Genomic DNA, 19,109 nt, shown 5'->3' with positions numbered 1-19,109 from the left:
GCGCTAGGAGTTTTGACTATTAACCTATTAAAAAAAATAACATCAAAGCATTTTTATATTGGTGTATTGATCACATTACTCATAGCATCTATTGAATTTTTTTCGACAGGCGCTGTAGCTAAACTTTTAAACCGAGTTGAAGGGATTATTTACGATTCACGCTTACAACTAACCCTTGCAGAGACACCAAGAAAAGTAAATGAATCTGTAGTGATAATCGATATTGATGAAAAAAGCATGCAAGAACAGGGGCGCTTCCCTTGGAGTCGCTCTAAAGTAGCTGAGCTAGTAACTAAATTGACTGACGCTGGTGTTATTGTTATCGCCTTCGATATATTTTTTTCGGAGCCTGAAGTAAACCCAGTCACTAAAATCATAACTGAACTTCCTGACTTTTCGGCAAAGTATTCGACCCCCCTTTCGACAATAAAACAACAAGTAGATGCCGATACAAAATTGGCTAAAGCGCTGGCAAAAAATGATATTACCTTAGGGTTTTTATTAATTAACGACAAATTAAGTGAGCATAAAGCGCCATCTAAAAGTAGCGTGGTTTGGCGAGAAGATGATCACATCAACTCGCAAATTAATGACTACCCGGGTGCTATTATTAATATCCCTCATTTACAAAATGCCGCATCAGGCCAAGGTTTTATTAATGCACATAGTGATGAAGATGGCTTTATACGAAAAGCAGCATTGATTAATCGTGTAGGTGATACCCTTTACCCTTCGTTGGCCCTTGAGGCCGCCCGTTTGTACACATTAGCCAACACAATAGAAACACGCTCAACGACATCAAATGGTATAACCCTATTTGAAGGCATTAAGTTTCACAATAAATGGATCCAAACCGATGAATACGGACAAGTACTTATTCCTTATAAAGGCGGCGCTCGAAGCTTTCCATATTACTCAGCAACCGATGTGCTAACCCAACGAGTTGGCTTGAAAGAGCTTGAAGGAAGCGTTGCGTTTATTGGCACCTCTGCTGTGGGGTTGGCTGACTTACGATCCACCCCTGTGGGCTTACAATACCCGGGAGTTGAAGTTCATGCCAATATATTTGAAGGACTCATGAACCCACAACTACTTCCTTCAAAACCGAGTTGGTCACTTGGCGCCAGTTTGATCATTATTATTATTACTGGCCTTGTGCTGTCGTTTTTTAGTATTGGCAAAACCGCACGTTTTATTTTGGCACTCTCAATTATTGTTGCTGGTGTTGTCGTCGCTATAAATTTTTATTTGTGGTCAGCACAAAAGGTGAGCCTTCCTTTATTCATGACCTTATTACTCACGACTCTTCTGGCTAGCTATTACATTATTGTTGGTTCTATTGCTGAAATGAAACACAGCAAAAAAATAAAAACGATGTTTGACCAATATGTACCACCAGAACGTATCAACCAACTTATAGAGCAAGGCGGTAACCTAGTTAAAACCAGTGAACGCAGAAATATGACTGTTTTATTTGCCGATATAAGAGGTTTTACGTCACTGTCTGAGAGCATGTCGGCTCATCAATTAAGTGAGTATTTAAACCAATACTTAAGCTCTATTACTAAAATAATATTTGATAATAATGGCACAATCGACAAATACGTTGGCGATATGGTCATGGCATTTTGGAATGCCCCGTTAATAGATAAAGACCACGCCCAACACGGCGTAGAAGCGGCTCTAGCAATGAACGAAGGCCTAATAGAAATAAACGCCGTGTTTGCACAGCAAAACCTTCCTGCAATTAGTATTGGAGTAGGCTTGAGCTCTGGCGACATGAATGTAGGAGACATGGGTTCAATATATCGTAAAGCCTATACAGTTTTGGGTGATGCGGTTAACTTAGGTGCTAGAGTCGAAAGCTTGACCAAATTTTACGGTGTCGCTATTCTGGTCACTGAAGAAACAATGCAAGCTTGCTCAGCAATTACTTTTAGGCTCATAGATAAAGTACAGGTGGTTGGAAAAAAAACCTCAATTGCACTATATGAACCCATAAATTATACGAATAAGCTCAATAAAATACAGCTTAAAGAAATAGATAACTCGCTTAAAGCCATCACATTTTTCCACAACAAAGAATGGGAAAATGCGCTCAGCTTATTTGAGCAATTAGAAAATAACGCTGTATTAAACGCAGACGTTTACCGCATTTACATAGAACGAATACAAAGTACAGATATACAAACACTCGCTAAGGATTGGAATGGTGCCTTCGTACATACAAAAAAGTAGCAAAAATATGCCTCAGCACATTAAAGACAGAACAAACCTTCAGCACTTTATCGATATTAGTATTCGCCTTACTACCGAAAAAGAGCCACAACTGCTGTTAGACGAAATTTTACAAGTTGTTATGTCTATCGCTAACTCAGATGCAGGCAGTATATATTCGATTACAGAAGATGATCAGCTTAAGTTTGAAACAGTGATCAATAAATCACTTAACTTATACTTGGGGGGTGGTTCAGATCGTTTTGTTAGCTTTCCCAACATTGACTTGTGTATCGATGGCAAACCAAACCAACGAGCAATCGTTGCCCATGCTGTTAATTCAGGCAAAGTAATTAATATTCCTGATGTTTACGCTGCACTGCCATTTGATATGAGCGCTGCGCGTGAAATGGATGCTCGTACGGGTTATCGTACGCAATCAATGCTAACTATTCCTTTAAAAGATCACCAAGATGATATTTTAGGTGTGATACAGCTTATAAACGTAAAGGATAGCAACAATAATATTATTCCCTTTAGTGAAGAGCTCGTCACGCTAATACGCTCGTTTGCTTCATTAGGGGCTATTGCATTAACTAACTCATCACTGATTAAAGAAATGGAAGAGTTGTTTTCTACTTTTGCTGAAACCATTGCAATGGCTATCGATGAAAAGTCTCCCCATACCGGTGGGCATTGTAAGCGTGTACCCGCATTAACGCTAATGCTGGCCGATGCGGTAAATGCAATAAGCAAGGGCCCATTAGCGTCATTTTCTATGAGCGACTCAGACCGTCATCAATTAGATATAGCTGGCTGGTTACATGACTGCGGAAAAATCGCCACCCCCGATCACATTATGGAAAAGGCAACTAAATTAGAAACCATTTTTGATCGTATCAGCTTCATAGACGCTAAATTTGAGATCGTTAGACGAGATTTAAAAATTAACTACCAAGAACAAATAATCTCAGCAATGAAAAATGGTAAGCCTGTAGAGGTGCAGCAACTCGAACGACTGCTCGATACCGAGCTTAAGCAGGTTGCACTGGACCGTGCCTTATTACAACGCATTAATGTGGGTGGGGAATTTTTAGGCGATAAAGAACTTGCCCAAATAGAACGCATTGCACAACACTATCATTTAGTGATCAACGATATACGCACACCACTGCTCAATGATGATGAAGTTGAAAACCTGTCAATACGAAGAGGAACGCTCACCGCTGGCGAGCATGATGTCATGAAGCGTCATATGGATGTCACTAAAAATATTTTAGACGCCCTGCCGTTCCCTAAACACTTAAGTAAAGTGTCTGAGTATGCATTAGGGCATCATGAAAAACTCGATGGTACAGGTTACCCAAGGGGTCTAACCAAAGAGCAAATGTCGATACCTGCTCGGTTAATGGCAATTACCGATATATTTGAAGCACTTTCAGCGGTAGATAGGCCTTACAAAAAGGCAAAGCCGGTAAGTGAGTGTTTATTTATACTCGGTACTATGGTCGAAAAAAACCACTTAGACCCTGATATTTTCGCTGTTTTTATCGAATCCGGCGTGTACAAAAATTATATTAGTGAATACGCAAATCCAGAACAGCTTGATGACGTAGACCTGAATAACCTACCTGGATATAAACCAATCCGTTAATGCCCTACTAAAATTAACGACGCTGAACAAAAAAATGCCACCTTACGGTGGCATTTACACACGGGGTTATTTCTACTTATAGAAATCCTTTTACTTTTTATTTGGTTTTTAGTGTTGTTTTATTAACAAAAAATATGTGGCAAAGGTAGCACTTAGTCCTTGCTGTATCAATAGCAAAAAGAAAAGTTCATGATTTCGCCATATTATTGTAATAAACAAACGTTACCGAAACACAGCCTAAGAACCTTAAGCGTAAAATCGCGGATTGCTATTAAATTTTAATACACACGTACTTTTCTTCTAGGTATTCATTAAGTCCTTGGTGTCCACCCTCTCGCCCTAAGCCAGATTGTTTTACCCCACCAAACGGGGCAACGGGGTTTGATATTACCCCTTCATTTACGCCTATCATGCCAAACTCAAGTCCTTCGCTAATGCGGTAAACTTGTTTTAAATCTTGGCTATAAAAATAAGCGGCTAAACCATAGGGCACATCATTAGCAAGCGCAAGCACTTCTGCTTCTTCATCAAAAGGGATGACCGTTAATACAGGGCCAAATACTTCTTCGTGGTATATATCCATTTCAGTCGTTACGTTAGTAACAATGAGCGGGTTTTGAAAGCTGCCGCCTAAACTGCTGTTATCCCCTATTAGGTCTGCGCCTTTATCAAGTGCATCTTGCACAAGCTGCTGCACTTTCTCTTTCGCTTTTGGGTAAATAAGGGGGCCAATATCTACGCCCTCTTCAAACCCATTAGCTACTTTTAATGCGGCCAATTTAGGCGTAATTTTACCCAGCACTTCATCTAAAATACTGCGCTGAATAAAAATGCGGTTTGCGGCTACACATGCTTGGCCACTGTTTCTAAATTTAGCCGCCATAAGCCCGTCAATCGCATCATCGAGATCCGCATTATCAAAAATGATAAACGGCGCATTGCCGCCTAATTCCATTGAGGTACGCTTAACCGTGTCGGCACATTGCTTAAGTAATTGGCTACCAACACCTGTAGAGCCAGTAAAAGTAAACTTGCGGATAATATGTGAGTCAGTGAGCATTTTACCCACTGTTTTTGCGTCTTGCGATACAAGTACGTTAAATGCCCCTTTAACAAAGCCAGCTTGGTCGGCTAGGTATGCTAATGCAATCGCGCATAGCGGCGTATGCTCAGAAGGCTTTAATATAAAACTACAGCCTGCAGCATAAGCAGGCGCCACTTTACGTGTCACCATAGCAACCGGGAAGTTCCATGGTGTAATACCTGTTACAACGCCTACAGGCTGCTTAAAACTGGTTAAACGGTGGTTATTGTCGGTAGGTGGGATCACATCGCCATAGCTTCGCTTAGCTTCTTCTGCAAACCATTTTATAAAGCCTGCACCGTAATCTATTTCGCCCAGCGATTCTTTAAGCGGCTTACCTTGCTCTTTGGTCATTAGTTCAGCTAGTGTTTGTTTGTGCTTGACCACAAGCTCATACCAGCGCATTAGCGTTTCACTACGCTCAGTGGCGTTAGTGTTTTTTAATTTTACAAAAGCGCCCTGTGCGGCAGTTATGGCGCTATTAACGCCTTGCTCGTCTATATCACTTACTTCAATAATGCTTTGTTGGGTAGCGGGATCGTTAACGCTAAAGTGTTCATTGGTTTTATAAAATTCACCATCAATAAACGAGTCACAAAAAATTAGATTACTCAAAGTACACCTCCGAAAAATATTTTAGGGGTTAGCTTTTAATGCGTGGCATAGAGCTAAGGCTAACTCTTTACGTCTACAAAATAACTTAAGAGCTTTACTCGTCACGCCTACAATTTACAAACAAAAAAGCCGCTGTATTAAACAGCGGCTTTTAATAGATTAGTCGTTAATTAAAAACTAGTGCTCTTCATTAACGATATTGAGATTGTACTTAGGTATTTCAACCACTAAGTCTTCATCTCTAATTATTGCTTGGCAACCAAGGCGCGACTCAGGCTCTAAGCCCCACGCTTTGTCTAGCATATCGTCTTCTAGGTCGTCACTTTCATCAAGTGAATCAAACCCTTCACGAATAACTAAATGACACGTAGTACACGCACACGACTTTTCACATGCGTGTGGAATGCTTATGCCATTTTTAAGCGCCGCGTCGAGCACAGTTTGCCCCTCAGGTGCTTCAATTGCAGCGCCGTCAGGACACAATTCAGGATGTGGAAGAAAAACAATTTGTGGCATTCTAATCTCTCTTAAATGTTGTCTACTGACTGACCCGTTAGGGCTTTTTTTATTGATGCATCCATTCTGCGCGATGCAAATTCACTACTGGCGTTATCTACTTTTTCGATAGCCGCTTTAATTTCGCTAGGTTGTTGAGCATTTTCGCGCACTTTTACCAACTCTGCAATTTCAGCTCTTAAACTTGTAAGCTGAGCGTCATCAAGTAACGCGCCATCAGCATCTAATGAAGCATTTAGTGCCTCGATAACACGAAGAGCCTCAACTTGTTGCTCTTTAAGCATACGTGCTTGCATGTCGTCTTTTGCGTTGCTCATCGACTCTTTTAGCATGTTAGCCACTTGGTCGTCAGATAAACCAAACGAAGGTTTAACCTGAATTTCGGCTTGCACACCCGTTGATTTTTCCATCGCTGAGACACTTAATAAACCATCAGCATCTACTTTAAAGGTAACCCGAATATGCGCAGCGCCTGCTGCCATTGGTGGAATACCTTTTAAGCTAAACTTAGCAAGTGAACGACAATCGTCAACCAGCTCACGCTCACCTTGTAATACATGCAAAGACATCGCCGTTTGGCCATCTTTAAACGTCGTAAATTCTTGAGCACGCGCTACCGGAATAGTGGTATTACGCGGAATAATTTTTTCAACCAAACCGCCCATGGTTTCGAGTCCAAGCGACAGTGGCAGTACATCTAGCAATAACATGTCTGAGTCTGGCTTATTGCCAATGAGCACGTCTGCTTGCAGTGCTGCACCCAATGCTACAACGCGGTCAGGGTCGATTGAGGTTAGCGGTTCTTTATCAAAAAAGCTATGTACTTGGCTGCGTACCAGTGGCATACGCGTTGAACCGCCGACCATAATAACTTGTAAAACTTCTTCGTTTTCAATGCCAGCATCTTTAACAGCTCGGCGACACGAACGCAGTGTTTTTTTAACCAGTGGCATAGCCATTTCGTCGAATGTTTCGCGCGTTACTTCTACCGTGTGGTTTTGCCCGTCAAACTCAAGCCCTACATTTACTTTTGCGTATTGGCTTAACGCTTCTTTACAGGCTTTGGCTTTGTTAATAAATAAACGTAAAACCGAAGGTGATAACGCTGACACACCGGTTTGCTGCTTAAAGTAATCAACGAGTAGTGAATCAAAATCGTCACCACCTAAGCTTGAGTCGCCGCCAGTTGCCATTACTTCAAACACACCTTGGTGTAAACGAAGAACAGAAATATCAAATGTACCACCGCCTAAGTCGTAAACGGCAATGATCCCTTCTTGGCCCGAATCTAAACCATAGGCAACAGCCGCCGCTGTTGGCTCGTTTAACAAGCGTAATACATTAATGCCAGCAAGCTCTGCTGCATCTTTAGTACTTTGACGCTGAGCATCATCGAAATACGCAGGAACGGTAATAACAGCGCCTAAAATTTCTTGATTACCAAAACTTTGTTCTGCACGCGCTTTCAACGCGGCTAATATGTGGCTTGACGCTTTAACTGGGCTGACTTTTCCAGCTTCAGTTTGAATGGCAAGCGAGCCATTATCTTCACAAAATTGATACGGTAATTGACCGTAGCTTTGCTCTATTTCAGCCTGTGTTTTGCCTAAAAAACGCTTTACCGAAATAAGTGTATTTGCAGGGTCTTGTGTTGCAGCTTGTGCCGCATCGCTACCCACAGTAATACCACCGGCTTGATAACGAACAACCGACGGCAACATTGCCGCACCTAACTCATCTGTTAATGTGCGCGCTTCGCCACTTTGTACGGTAGCAACTAATGAATTAGTAGTGCCAAGGTCAATACCTATGGCTAGTTTATGTTCGTGTGGTGCCGCGCTTTGCCCCGGCTCAGCAATTTGCAATAATGCCATAATGCTCTTTAAACTCGTTTTGCTCGCTTTACAGCAAGTAATTAATCGTCAAATAAACTGTCTTCAATGCGTTCTAGTTCGTCACGTAATTTATAAACAAACTTCAGTTTACGAATATTATCGGCAGCTAGTTGGTACTGTTGCTCGTTGCTGCTTGCTAACTGTTCTGCAAGTTGTGCACTGTATTGCTCGTTAAGTTGTTTTATTTGTTTTTCAAAATTTGCAATGGCCGCATCCGGGTCACTCGCTGATGCAAGCTCTTCAAGCTCTTCGCGCAATTCCATTTGTTGCATTAAAAATAATGGATCTTGCAGTGTTTGTTGCTCAGCGCGAATATCAACTCCCAGCTCGCTTAACATATACTCAGCACGTTTAACTGGGTGCTTAAGTGTTTGCAAGGCATCGTTAATTTCTGCAGCACTTTGCACCGACATTAACTTATCACGGCTGCTTGCATTGGCATGGCGGTCGGGATGTACAGCACGCTGTAATTCTAGATAATTTTTATTAATCGTTGCTAAATCAATATTATAATCAACGGGCACTGCAAATAATTCAAAGTAACGCATAGCTTCAACCAGTAATATTCAGAAATAACAAAGCCCTACAGTTGCAGGGCTTCAAAATACAATTACACGTAGCAATTAAACGGTAAAGCTTTCGCCACAACCACACTCGTCAGCTTGGTTAGGGTTATTAAATTTAAACCCTTCATTTAAGCCTTCTTTAGTGTAGTCGAGCTCTGTGCCATCGATGTAAACTAAGCTTTTTGCGTCAACTATTAAAGTAACGCCTTTAGCCGCAAAGGTTTCATCGTCTTCGTTTAACTCGTCAACAAACTCAAGTACATAAGCAAGACCTGAACAGCCCGTCGTTTTAATGCCAACGCGCAGACCTAACCCTTTGCCGCGGTTTGCTAAAAATGATTGTACGCGGTTTGCTGCCGCATCTGTCAATGTCACTGCCATGAGTTTCTCTTCTTACTTCGCTTGTTTGCTTTTGTAGTCTGCAATTGCTGCTTGAATTGCATCTTCGGCTAAAATTGAACAGTGAATTTTCACTGGTGGTAATTCTAGCTCAGCACTGATATCAGTGTTTTTGATGGTTGCTGCTTCATCAAGTGTTTTACCCTTAACCCACTCTGTTACAAGTGAAGAAGAGGCAATTGCGCTGCCACAACCGTAGGTTTTGAATTTTGCATCTTCAATAACGCCAGTATCCGATACTTTAATTTGCAATTTCATTACGTCACCACATGCTGGTGCGCCTACCATACCCGTTGCCACTGACGGATCGTTTTTGTCTAGAGCACCTACGTTACGTGGGTTTTCTACGTGGTCGATTACTTTATCACTGTACGCCATAATTCTATCCTCATTACCTGCTAGGGTATGTGCTTACATCACTAAGTATTAGTGGTGAGCCCATTCAACTGAATCTAAATCAATACCTTCTTGATGCATCTCCCAAAGTGGAGACATTTCACGTAGGCGACCGATAGAGTTTTTCATTAATTCAACGGTGTAATCAATCTCTTCTTCGGTAGTAAAACGACCAATACTGAAACGAATTGAGCTGTGTGCTAATTCGTCGTTACGGCCAAGTGCACGTAAAACATAAGAAGGCTCTAAGCTTGCAGATGTACAGGCTGAACCTGACGATACCGCAATGTCTTTTACTGCCATAAGTAACGATTCACCTTCAACAAAGTTAAAGCTGATGTTTACAATACCCGGTACTGATTGGTCTTGTGTGCCGTTAAAATATACTTCGTCCATATCAGCCATAATGCCGTCGATTAGGCGTTTACGTAATGCGCTGATGTGTGCAAAATCTTTTTCAAAATCTTCTTTTGCAATTCTAAATGCAGTACCCATGCCTACTAACTGATGAGTTGCAAGTGTACCCGAACGCATACCACGCTCATGACCGCCACCGTGCATTTGCGCTTCTAAACGAGCACGTGGTTTACGACGAACGTAAAGCGCACCTACACCTTTAGGGCCGTATGCTTTGTGCGCAGAGAACGACATAAAATCAACTTTAAGTTGTTGTACGTCAATAAGTACTTTACCTGCACTTTGCGCAGCATCTACGTGGAACATGATTTTACGTTCACGACACATTTCGCCAATCGTCGCGATGTCTTGAATTACACCTAGCTCGTTATTCACGTGCATGATGCTGACAAGTACTGTGTCGTCACGCATTGTGTCTGCTAGCTTTTGCAGATCAAGCAAGCCATTTTCTTCAACGTCCATATAGGTTACTTCAAAACCTTGACGTTCTAATTCGCGACATGTGTCGATGACTGCTTTGTGCTCAGTTTTAGCGGTAATAACGTGCTTACCTTTCTTTTTGTAAAACTGTGCTGCACCTTTAATAGCTAGGTTGTTTGATTCAGTTGCACCCGAAGTGAAAACAATTTCACGTGGGTCTGCATTTACTAAATCAGCAATATCTGTACGTGCTTGGTCAACGGCTTCTTCAGCTTGCCAACCAAAACGGTGTGAACGTGATGCAGGGTTACCAAATTTACCGTCCATTGTAAGGCATTGCATCATTTCTTTAGCAACACGCTCATCAACAGGCGTGGTTGCTGCGTAATCTAAATAAATCGGTAACTTCATTTCTCTCTCCGCTGCAGGTCAACCTTAAAGTTGACAGCTTACTTGAATGTTTTCCAACTGCTTAATTGCGTTATTGATACTGTTATCTTGGCGCGATGCAATTTCTTTCACATCTGATTTTTCCACCAATTCAGCAAGGGTAATACTGTTCAAAAATTCTTCTATACGTGCGCTTAAATCTGACCACAAATTATGGGTCAAACAGCGCATACCGCTTTGGCAGCCAGTGTTGGCGCCTTGGCAACGTGTTGCATCAACCGATTCATCAACTGCGGTAATAATGTCACCAACAGAAATAACACCGGCTTCTCGCCCTAGTAAATAGCCGCCACCAGGTCCTCGAACCGAGCTTACCAAGCCATTTTTACGCAGCCGAGCAAATAATTGTTCAAGGTATGACAAAGAAATTTCTTGTCTTTGTGAAATATCAGCAAGGGCGACAGGACCAACACCTGTGTGCAGCGCAACATCAAGCATCGCTGTAACGGCATATCGGCCTTTTGATGTTAATTTCATAACGCCCCCTGCACAAAGAGTGCAAATTTTAATTACCAGAGTAAATTAGTCAAGTATTATCACTTGATAAAAATTTGATTTAAAAACATATCGCTCAAAGTGAATGTAGTTAACAAATTTTTAATACCTGACCTGTTTGGTCAAGTATTGTCTCCATTGTAATTACCTGAGTAATTTAGTCAAGTATTAGCCAGTTATTTAAACACCCGTTTATATAACTAATTGCTATACCTTACTTAGGAATCGATTTATTTATAGAGGTAAGAATACCGCGCAAAATGTTCATTTCAGCCTCTTCTGGGCGTGCACGGTTAAATAAACGACGAAGCTTTGTCATCACAATGCCTGGGTGCTGTTTGATAATAAAACCTGTGTTATATAGTGTTTCTTCTAGATGATCGTAAAATAACTCTGTTTGTTTAGAGTTAGGGTAAACGGTGTCGTCTTGTGCTTCTTGCTTAGGTTGCTTATTTAAAAATGCCATACGTGTTTCGTAAGACAAAGTTTGCACAGCCATAGCAAGATTTAGCGAGCTATATTCTGGGTTAGCTGGAATGCATACATGGTAATTACACAGCTGTAGCTCTTCGTTAGTTAAACCACTGTTTTCACGGCCAAACACTAATGCCACAGGACCATTTTCAGCTTCTGCCACCAGCTTTTCACCACACTCGCGAGGCTCAACCATAGGCCATGAAAGCGTGCGCGAACGTGCGCTTGTACCAATGGTTAATGCACAATCAGCAATAGCGTCTTCAAGCTTATCAACAATCACTGCATTGCCTAATACATCGCTGGCACCTGCAGATAACGCACTTGCATGGCTATCAATTTCACAAGCAGGGTCAACTAAATAGAGTTTTGATAAACCCATTGTTTTCATGGCGCGAGCCGCCGAACCTATATTACCTGAGTGTGATGTGTTAACTAAAACAACGCGAATATCGTCTAAGATCATTGCTGTGCTTCTTACTAATGCCAAAAAATTGCGCGAATTCTAACATAAAAGCACACTAAGATCCTAGATCCTTAAACCCGATCAACATACGTAATAAGGGCCTTTAAACCATGGCCGCTTTTACATACACATCAAAACGGTTCTTTTTAGTTTTAATTTGCATGCTGGGGGTTTTGTCATTTAAAAACGGGGCGTAATCAGGGCGCTTAACCACCACTCGCTTGCTGGCAAGTGGGTAGGCAAATTCAAGTAAATCATCGGCGTCGGTATCTGCACCTACTAACTCTTGAAAAACTCGCATTTCTTTTTTTACTAAGGCTGACTTTTCGCGGTGTGGAAACATGGGATCTAAATACACCACATCGGGCATGCTTTCACATTGGGCAAGTAACGTGTGGCTTGAGCCAAACACTAGGCTCATATTGTCTTTCATCCAAGGGCCAATTTCACTGTCGCTGTAAGCTCTGTTTAAACCATCGGCCAGCAATGCAGCAACCACTGGGTGACGCTCATGTAAAATAACCTTGCACCCTAATGATGCTAATACAAAGCCATCACGCCCCAAACCTGCGGTAGCATCCAGTACCACAGGCGTTGCCCCTTTATTAAGACCAACTGCTTTGGCAATAGCTTGCCCTTTACCGCCACCAAATTTTCGCCTGTGGGCGGCTGCCCCGGTAACAAAATCAACGTTAATGGCACCTAATTTAGGTTCATCAGTTTTAAATAAACTCAGCCCTGTATCGTCATAGTGCAGGCTAAAACCTTGGCTATTTTGTTGCCAATTCACTAAACCAAAACGCGTTTCTAATTCATTTAAATACGGGCGACACTCTTTAAAGGCACACTGAATAACCACAATACACTCCGACGATAAAATACCGCCAGAGTATATCAACCAGCGAGCTTAAGCGCACTAAAATAGCTCTATGTCAGGGTCTTGGTTAGTTGCAGGCTCAATGTCTTCAACTTTATGGCGTAAACTCTGTAAAAACTCACTGCGGCTTTGTGTTACTTGCTCAAACTGATATTTTATAAACGCTAAATCGCTATTGGCAGACACCAGTAACTGCATAGTATGTTCGAGCTGCGATATACATGAATCAATATCGGCGGGGTTTAAATTATTCTTTTGAAGCTCAATAGCTGTATTTAATGCCTCTAGTTGTGTACAAAACTGCTCTGCTACATTACTTTGCGTGATATTTTGAGCATTAAACTGGCTTATTATATCTTCCAGTGCCGTGCTAATTTGTTCAGCTTGCTGGTAATTTTTTTCGTTTCTTTCCATAGTAACGACCTTTTCATTGGTAACCTCTAAAATATGAGGAAACAAATCTTTATAACGCCCATATTTTTCGCTCTCATCGACGGGCATATTTTTAACCAGCAACGATAGTTTTGGGTAATTAATAATAGTGCTCTCGCCTATATCAACAAACCTCTGTGCATCTTTATGTTGCGCCAATAACTCCTGCACTAGTGGGCATACACCACCTTGTAAGCTGTAAAATTCACTTTTATGTTGATACCAAAATACAACCACTACATCCAAATTAAGAGGAGTAAAAAACCCTAAGAAGAACTCACTCAACGTTTGTAAGCTGTTGGCATGATAACTTTGTCCAACGTAGCGCATAATTCGACCCATATCTCCCGACTCGGTCATCGCCATTGCAGCCGTTTTATTGGCTTTGTTTATGTCGCTTTCGAGTTTGACGCATTGCTGACGATACGCATAAAGTATTTTAATACGCGCCATTAGCTCCTGTGCGTTAAACGGTTTCATTATGTAGTCAGACGCACCAACGCTGTAGCCTTTCACTCGGTCGATAAGCGCTTCTTTTGAAGAGAGAAACATAATCGGAATATCTTTTGTATCGGCATTTTGTTTTATTTCTTGGCAGACTTGGTAACCCGACTTACCCGGCATTTCTATGTCGAGAAGAATAATATCGGGTTTATGTTCGTTTATTAACCTCAGCCCCTCCTCGCCCTCTTTAGCATGAAGAAGTTTACAAAACCCAGCTAGAGACTCTTCAATAATGAGGTGGGTTAATTTATCGTCATCAATGGTAAGTACTAACTTTTCCATACACAAATCCGTTTAATTGAGCATGCTTAGAGCATAGTACGGCGTGCTGAAATTACTAACGTTTATAGCCTATTATCTAAAAACAATAAAAAAGCGCCTAAAAGGCGCTTTTGTTAAATTTAATAAACGACATATTTTTAAGCTGCGATGCCGCTGTGGCGAAGTAGTGCATCAACGCGTGGCTCGCGGCCTCGGAAGTTTTTAAATAATTCCATAGGCTCTTCACTGCCGCCTTTTTCTAGAATATGCTGCATGAAGGCTTGCCCTGTTTGTGGGTTAAAAATTCCTTCCTCCTCAAACTTAGAGTAAGCATCGGCCGATAATACTTCAGCCCATTTATACGAGTAATAACCGGCACTGTAGCCACCTGCAAAAATATGGCTAAACCCGTGCTGAAAACGGTTAAACTCAGGAGCGTGAACAACGGATGTACGACTGCGCACATCGTTTAATACAGCTTGGATTTGACACGGCTCGCCCGCGACATAATCGTTATGAATTTTAAAATCAAATAACGAAAACTCAATTTGACGCAGCATTTGCATGCCTGAGTTATAGTTTTTAGCGGCCAATAACTTATCAAGCAATTCTTTTGGTAATGGCTCACCGGTTTCAAAATGACCCGAAATAAAGCTCAACGCTTCTTCCTCGTAACACCAGTTCTCTAAGAATTGACTTGGTAGCTCTACGGCATCCCATGCTACGCCATTAATACCTGCTACGGGAGCAGCATCAACTTGAGTCAGCATGTGGTGAATACCGTGACCAAACTCATGGAATAAAGTCGTTACTTCATTATGGGTGAACAAAGCTGGTTTATCGCCTACCGCTTTATTAAAGTTACATACTAAATAAGCTACAGGGGTTTGTAACTCGCCATTAGCGCGTACCTTACGACCCATACAATCGTCCATCCACGCGCCACCGCGTTTGCGATCGCGTGCGTAAAGATCTAAGTAAAAACGTCCTCGTAGCGTGTTATTGCTATCAACAATTTCAAAAAAGCGCACATCTTTATGGTACGTATCAAAGTCGGTTACTTCATTAACACTAATGCCAAATAAACGGTTAACCGTTTCAAATAAGCCACTTAACACTTTATCAGCAGGGAAATATGGGCGTAGTACTTCATCAGAAATTGCATATTTTTCTTGTTTTAATTTTTCGCCGTAGTAGCCAAAGTCCCACGCTTCTAACTCTGTAATTCCGTGTTTTTGTGCTGCATACGCTCTGAGCTCTGCCACTTCTTGCTCTGCTTGCGGCTTAGATTTAGCGGCTAAATCTTCTAAGAACGAAAACACTTGCTCTGGTGTTTCAGCCATTTTTGTTGCTAATGATTTTTCAGCGTAGCTTTTAAACCCTAATAACTGCGCAAGCTCATGGCGAAGTGCAAGTGCTTCTTTCATTATGTCTGAGTTATCAAACTCACCCGCATTTGGGCCTTGATCAGATGCGCGTGTGCTAAATGCGGTGTAGGTTTCTTTACGAAGTTCACGGTTATCAGCGTAAGTCATAATTGGTAAGTAAGATGGAAAATCAAGCGTAAATACCCAACCGTCTAGCTCTTTACTTTTGGCTGTGTCAGCAGCAAGCGCTAGTGCAGACTCGGGGAGTCCGACTAAATCGGCTTCATCAGTAATGTGCTTGTGCCACGCTAAAGTCGCATCCATTACATTGTTACCAAACTTAGATGAAAGCTCAGATAAACGCGCACTAATTTCGCCGTAACGCTTTTGATCTTCGCTCGCTAATGCAATACCCGACAATTTAAAATCACGCAAGGCGTTAGTAATTGATTTTTGTTGTGCTGTGGTGAGTGTTTTAAATTCGTCACTGTTGTACAAAGCATTATACGCTTCGTATAAACCTTGATGTTGGCCGACAAACGTAGAGTACTCAGAAATAAGCGGTAAACACTGCTCGTATGCTTCACGCAGTTCGTCGTTATTCATAACAGAATTTAAATGAGAAACAGGCGAAAATAGTCGCGATAGTTTATCGTCGGCCTCTTCAAGTGGTAACACTAAGTCATCCCACGTGTATGACTTTTTCGCAAGTACGTCATCGATGGCTTTTCGACAATTTGCTATTCCGTCTTTAAGTGCCGGTACTACAAATTCAGGCTTAATTTTAGAAAATGGTGGTAAGCCTTCAAGGCCAATTAGTGGGTTGCTCATAAATACTCTCTTTGCGTTAATGCATTTCATTTTTAGATTGGGTCTAAAAGTTAAAAAACAACATACTTTTATTAATCTAGCTATTCAAAAGCCATTAATAACTACTTTTAGGCGCGGTAATAATGAAATGCCTACAGGTAATGCAATCTAAAGCGAGCTCGGTTACGTACTGCAGATATTCTGTTTGGTACTGACTTAGCGTGTCGCTTTATATCGATACAGCTGTAAATTTGAATGTTTTTTTACTCAACATAGGTCATCTAAACACTCTTTATTTTTAAAACTTAATGTTATGCTTATGCGCATAAAACTCAACGCCTAAGGACTTAAAATGACACAACACTTTGATTACATTGCAATTGGCGGTGGCAGCGGTGGCATTGCTTCTGCAAACAGAGCTGCAATGCGCGGTGCTAAAGTGGCACTTATTGAAGCAAAACACATGGGTGGTACCTGTGTAAACGTCGGCTGTGTGCCTAAAAAGGTTATGTGGCACGGCGCACAAGTAGCCGAAGCAATTAACTTATATGCACCCGATTACGGTTTTAACGTTGAGGTAAAAGACTTTAATTGGAGCAAGCTAGTAGAAAGTCGTGAAGCCTACATTGGCCGAATTCATAAAGGGTACGACAACGGTTTAGCAAGTAATGGCGTTACCGTTATTAAAGGCTTTGCTACCTTTATTGACAGCAAAACAGTAGAAGTAAATGGTGAACACTACACCGCCGATCATATTTTAGTGGCTGTAGGCGGGCGCCCTACTATTCCAAACATTCCGGGCGCTGAGCATGGTATTGATTCAAATGGCTTTTTTGAACTTAATGAACAGCCTAAACGCGTAGCTGTAATCGGTGCAGGTTACATTGCCGTAGAAATTGCAGGTGTATTACATAGTTTAGGCACAGAAACACATTTATTCGTGCGTAAAAGTAAGCCTCTACGTACATTTGACCCCTACATAATTGACACGCTCGTCGATATTATGGCTAAAGAAGGTCCGACTCTTCATACTGAATGCTCCCCTAAAGAAGTAATCAAAGAAAGTGACGGCAGTTTAACTATTCATTTTGAAAACGGTTACAGCCAAAATGTTGATCAGGTTATTTGGGCCATTGGCCGCACACCTACAACAGACAAGATAAACCTTGCAGCAGCCGGTGTAGAAGTAAATGAAAGCGGTTATGTGAAAGTAGATGAGTACCAAAATACGACTGCTAAAAACGTTTATGCAGTGGGTGATATTATTGAAGGCGGTATTGAGCTTACTCCTGTTGCAGTTAAAGCAGGCCGTACGTTATCAGAACGCTTATTTAATAAAGCACTCCCTGATGATTTAAAAATGGATTACAGCCTAGTACCAACAGTCGTATTTAGTCATCCGCCTATCGGTACCATTGGTTTAACCGAGCAAGAAGCGATTTCTCAGTACGGCGCAGAAAACGTAAAAGTGTATAAATCAAGCTTTGCAGCTATGTACACAGCGGTAACTCAGCACCGCCAAGCATGCAACATGATGCTAGTTTGCGCAGGAGAAGACGAAAAAGTAGTTGGCTTACATGGCCTTGGTTTTGCCGTTGATGAAATGATTCAGGGTTTTGCCGTAGCAATGAAAATGGGCGCAACTAAAGCTGACTTTGACGCTGTTGTTGCACTGCACCCAACAGGATCTGAAGAGTTTGTTACTATGCGCTAAGCTATTTAACCTAAATTTTGGATAATAAATCACTTAATCAGAGTTCAGGTTATTTACTAATTTAACAACTTTAAGCCCCTTACACATACGTGCAAAGGGGCTTTTTTATTAAGGTTAAATTTGCTTATTAGCTAAATAACTCAATATACTAGCGTGTGTTTATCAACATACCTACAACTGGATATTATGATTACTGATATATTGCTACACCCGTTTCTTGTTTCAATTGTTATGCTTAGTTTTGCACTTGGATTAAAAGTACTTGTTGATAAATTAGCGAGAAACCGCGCAGAAAAAAAAGACAAAGATATTCGCTACATTGCACATAACATTAAGCATTTTATTAATTTTGTGTTGGTGCTGTCGCTGTTGTTTGTGTGGTCGACTGAAATTCAAAATTTTGCGTTATCTATTGCGGCCTTTGCGGTTGCCATTGTTTTAGCTACGCGCGAGTTTATTCAATGTGTTATTGGCTTTTTTTACTTAGTCACCACACGCCCATTTAGAGTCGGCGACTGGGTGCAAGTCGGTGAATATTGCGGTGAAGTAGCAGAAACAGACTGGATAAAAACAACCATGCATGAAATAGACATGCACACTTATCAGTTTTCTAGAAAAACGATTTACATACCTAATAATAAACTCATCACCAGCCCGATTAAAAATCTAAATTATGTAAAACGCTTTGCAACTCATAGCTTTACTATTGTTCGAAAAGAGAGCTTTAACCCTTACCCAATTTACGACACGCTCTCGGTAAAAGCTAAAATGTACTGTGAAGAGTTTGAAGAGCTCGCCACTCGTTACAACTCGATTATTGAGCGAAAACTAGATGCAAAAATATCGGGCCCTGCACCAGAAATACACTTTGGAACAACCGAATTGGGGGAGTTTAGAGCACGCTTTACACTATTTTGCCCAACCGAGCAGGCACTGGACATAGAGCATAAACTCACTGAGTGTTTTATGGCGCTATGGTATGAAGAAGAAATGAAGCATAAAATTGCATTAAGCGAAGTAAATAACCAAGTAACTAACTGATAAAGTGGCTAGGCGCGAACGGTTTCGCGCCTAAACTTT

General features: G+C 41.4%; 16 protein-coding genes. 4 read left to right on the top strand and 12 right to left on the bottom strand.

The annotated features are described in order from the left end of the window. Nucleotides 1-12: 12 nt before the first annotated feature. Entirely contained in the window at nt 13-2,238 is a 2,226-nt protein-coding gene (locus RF53_RS00515) for a CHASE2 domain-containing protein (RefSeq protein ID WP_082014403.1), read from the top strand. Then, a complete protein-coding gene (locus RF53_RS00510; protein ID WP_039036285.1) occupies nt 2,210-3,871 on the top strand; it encodes an HD family phosphohydrolase in 1,662 nt (553 codons plus the stop codon). The genes RF53_RS00515 and RF53_RS00510 overlap by 29 nt, the downstream gene beginning before the upstream one ends. 271 nt (nt 3,872-4,142) lie before the next feature. Here RF53_RS00510 and RF53_RS00505 read toward each other — a convergent pair whose 3' ends face one another. The 12 genes from RF53_RS00505 to prlC all read right to left on the bottom strand — a co-directional run bounded on the left by RF53_RS00505 (nt 4,143) and on the right by prlC (nt 16,336). Beyond that, nucleotides 4,143-5,570, bottom strand: a complete 1,428-nt coding sequence (locus tag RF53_RS00505) for an NAD-dependent succinate-semialdehyde dehydrogenase (RefSeq protein ID WP_039036284.1) — start codon at nt 5,568-5,570, stop codon at nt 4,143-4,145. Nucleotides 5,571-5,747: 177 nt separating this feature from the next. Continuing rightward, nucleotides 5,748-6,086 (bottom strand): ISC system 2Fe-2S type ferredoxin, encoded by a 339-nt coding sequence (gene fdx, locus RF53_RS00500; RefSeq protein ID WP_006791979.1) that lies wholly within the window; start codon nt 6,084-6,086, stop codon nt 5,748-5,750. An 11-nt stretch (nt 6,087-6,097) separates the two neighbouring features. Beyond that, a complete protein-coding gene (hscA, locus tag RF53_RS00495) occupies nt 6,098-7,960 on the bottom strand; it encodes a Fe-S protein assembly chaperone HscA (protein ID WP_039036283.1) in 1,863 nt (620 codons plus the stop codon). A 41-nt stretch (nt 7,961-8,001) separates the two neighbouring features. Further along, on the bottom strand, nt 8,002-8,529 hold the full coding sequence (gene hscB / locus RF53_RS00490) for a co-chaperone HscB (RefSeq protein WP_008131647.1): 528 nt from the start codon (nt 8,527-8,529) through the stop codon (nt 8,002-8,004). 75 nt (nt 8,530-8,604) lie between these two features. Continuing rightward, on the bottom strand, nt 8,605-8,928 hold the full coding sequence (gene iscA / locus RF53_RS00485) for an iron-sulfur cluster assembly protein IscA (RefSeq protein ID WP_006791976.1): 324 nt from the start codon (nt 8,926-8,928) through the stop codon (nt 8,605-8,607). Between the two features lie 12 nt (nt 8,929-8,940). Then, nucleotides 8,941-9,324 (bottom strand): Fe-S cluster assembly scaffold IscU, encoded by a 384-nt coding sequence (gene iscU / locus RF53_RS00480; RefSeq protein WP_006791975.1) that lies wholly within the window; start codon nt 9,322-9,324, stop codon nt 8,941-8,943. 48 nt (nt 9,325-9,372) lie between these two features. Next, a complete protein-coding gene (locus RF53_RS00475; protein WP_006791974.1) occupies nt 9,373-10,590 on the bottom strand; it encodes an IscS subfamily cysteine desulfurase in 1,218 nt (405 codons plus the stop codon). A 24-nt stretch (nt 10,591-10,614) separates the two neighbouring features. Beyond that, entirely contained in the window at nt 10,615-11,106 is a 492-nt protein-coding gene (gene iscR / locus RF53_RS00470; RefSeq protein WP_006791973.1) for a Fe-S cluster assembly transcriptional regulator IscR, read from the bottom strand. A 232-nt stretch (nt 11,107-11,338) separates the two neighbouring features. Further along, the gene (gene trmJ, locus RF53_RS00465) at nt 11,339-12,064 is read right to left on the bottom strand and encodes a tRNA (cytosine(32)/uridine(32)-2'-O)-methyltransferase TrmJ (RefSeq protein ID WP_039036282.1); all 726 of its coding nucleotides are present in this window, start codon (nt 12,062-12,064) and stop codon (nt 11,339-11,341) included. 103 nt (nt 12,065-12,167) lie between these two features. Continuing rightward, nucleotides 12,168-12,923, bottom strand: a complete 756-nt coding sequence (locus RF53_RS00460; protein ID WP_006793133.1) for a class I SAM-dependent methyltransferase — start codon at nt 12,921-12,923, stop codon at nt 12,168-12,170. Nucleotides 12,924-12,980: 57 nt separating this feature from the next. Continuing rightward, nucleotides 12,981-14,159: a response regulator gene (locus RF53_RS00455; protein ID WP_039036281.1), complete on the bottom strand. Its 1,179-nt coding sequence runs from the start codon at nt 14,157-14,159 to the stop codon at nt 12,981-12,983. A gap of 137 nt (nt 14,160-14,296) precedes the next feature. Next, complete coding sequence (prlC, locus tag RF53_RS00450) at nt 14,297-16,336, bottom strand: oligopeptidase A (RefSeq protein WP_039036280.1); 2,040 nt, start codon at nt 16,334-16,336, stop codon at nt 14,297-14,299. 331 nt (nt 16,337-16,667) lie between these two features. Here prlC and gorA point away from each other — a divergent pair, with 331 nt between their 5' ends. Both gorA and RF53_RS00440 read left to right on the top strand, forming a co-directional pair. Further along, nucleotides 16,668-18,029, top strand: coding sequence for a glutathione-disulfide reductase (gene gorA, locus RF53_RS00445; RefSeq protein ID WP_006793130.1), 1,362 nt, complete (start codon nt 16,668-16,670; stop codon nt 18,027-18,029). Between the two features lie 186 nt (nt 18,030-18,215). Next, nucleotides 18,216-19,070, top strand: coding sequence for a mechanosensitive ion channel family protein (locus RF53_RS00440; protein ID WP_039036279.1), 855 nt, complete (start codon nt 18,216-18,218; stop codon nt 19,068-19,070). The last annotated feature ends 39 nt before the right edge of the window (nt 19,071-19,109 follow it).

This window comes from Pseudoalteromonas sp. ECSMB14103, assembly GCF_000813065.1.
Classification (GTDB): domain Bacteria; phylum Pseudomonadota; class Gammaproteobacteria; order Enterobacterales; family Alteromonadaceae; genus Pseudoalteromonas; species Pseudoalteromonas marina.
The sequence above is the reverse complement of the archived record's forward strand: the minus strand, read 5'-3'. Positions and strand labels throughout refer to the sequence as shown.

Bases quoted from the DNA above. Each gene is read 5' to 3' on its own strand.
- RF53_RS00475 (WP_006791974.1), bottom strand. From the start codon at position 10,590: ATGAAGTTACCGATTTATTTAGATTACGCAGCAACCACGCCTGTTGAT.
- RF53_RS00455 (WP_039036281.1), bottom strand. From the start codon at position 14,159: ATGGAAAAGTTAGTACTTACCATTGATGACGATAAATTAACCCACCTC.
- RF53_RS00440 (WP_039036279.1), top strand. From the start codon at position 18,216: ATGATTACTGATATATTGCTACACCCGTTTCTTGTTTCAATTGTTATG.
- iscU (WP_006791975.1), bottom strand. From the start codon at position 9,324: ATGGCGTACAGTGATAAAGTAATCGACCACGTAGAAAACCCACGTAAC.
- fdx (WP_006791979.1), bottom strand. From the start codon at position 6,086: ATGCCACAAATTGTTTTTCTTCCACATCCTGAATTGTGTCCTGACGGC.
- hscB (WP_008131647.1), bottom strand. From the start codon at position 8,529: ATGCGTTACTTTGAATTATTTGCAGTGCCCGTTGATTATAATATTGAT.
- prlC (WP_039036280.1), bottom strand. From the start codon at position 16,336: ATGAGCAACCCACTAATTGGCCTTGAAGGCTTACCACCATTTTCTAAA.
- gorA (WP_006793130.1), top strand. From the start codon at position 16,668: ATGACACAACACTTTGATTACATTGCAATTGGCGGTGGCAGCGGTGGC.
- trmJ (WP_039036282.1), bottom strand. From the start codon at position 12,064: ATGATCTTAGACGATATTCGCGTTGTTTTAGTTAACACATCACACTCA.
- hscA (WP_039036283.1), bottom strand. From the start codon at position 7,960: ATGGCATTATTGCAAATTGCTGAGCCGGGGCAAAGCGCGGCACCACAC.
- RF53_RS00510 (WP_039036285.1), top strand. From the start codon at position 2,210: ATGGTGCCTTCGTACATACAAAAAAGTAGCAAAAATATGCCTCAGCAC.
- iscA (WP_006791976.1), bottom strand. From the start codon at position 8,928: ATGGCAGTGACATTGACAGATGCGGCAGCAAACCGCGTACAATCATTT.
- iscR (WP_006791973.1), bottom strand. From the start codon at position 11,106: ATGAAATTAACATCAAAAGGCCGATATGCCGTTACAGCGATGCTTGAT.